The organism is Micromonospora sp. BS32, from assembly GCF_059089345.1.
Map to the genome: position 1 here is coordinate 1 of NZ_JBSSHR010000159.1, position 388 is coordinate 388.

General features: G+C 69.3%; 1 protein-coding gene. It reads left to right on the forward strand.

What is annotated here, in order from left to right; translation table 11 throughout:
- Positions 1 to 388, forward strand: a 388-nt coding sequence (locus tag AC5RWQ_RS30720; RefSeq protein WP_494286086.1) for an ATP-binding cassette domain-containing protein, incomplete at both ends; no start/stop codon positions are given.

Sequence of the window (388 nt, forward strand, 5' to 3'; positions counted from 1 at the left end):
CTTCCAGGACCCGCTGTCGGCGATGCACCCGTACTACTCGATCGGCAACCAGATCGTCGAGGCGTACCGGGTGCACCACGCGGCCAGCAAGAAGGAGGCCGCCCAGCGGGCCCTGGACATGCTCGACCGGGTCGGCATCCCCGAGCCGCGCAAGCGCTTCCGGGACTACCCGCACCAGTTCTCCGGCGGCATGCGGCAGCGCGCGATGATCGCGATGGCGCTGGTGAACAACCCCGAGCTGCTCATCGCCGACGAGCCGACCACCGCGCTCGACGTCACCGTGCAGGCGCAGATCCTCGACCTGATCCGCGACCTGCAGCAGGAGTTCGGCTCCGCGGTCGTCATGATCACCCACGACCTGGGCGTGGTCGCCGAGGTCGCCGACGAC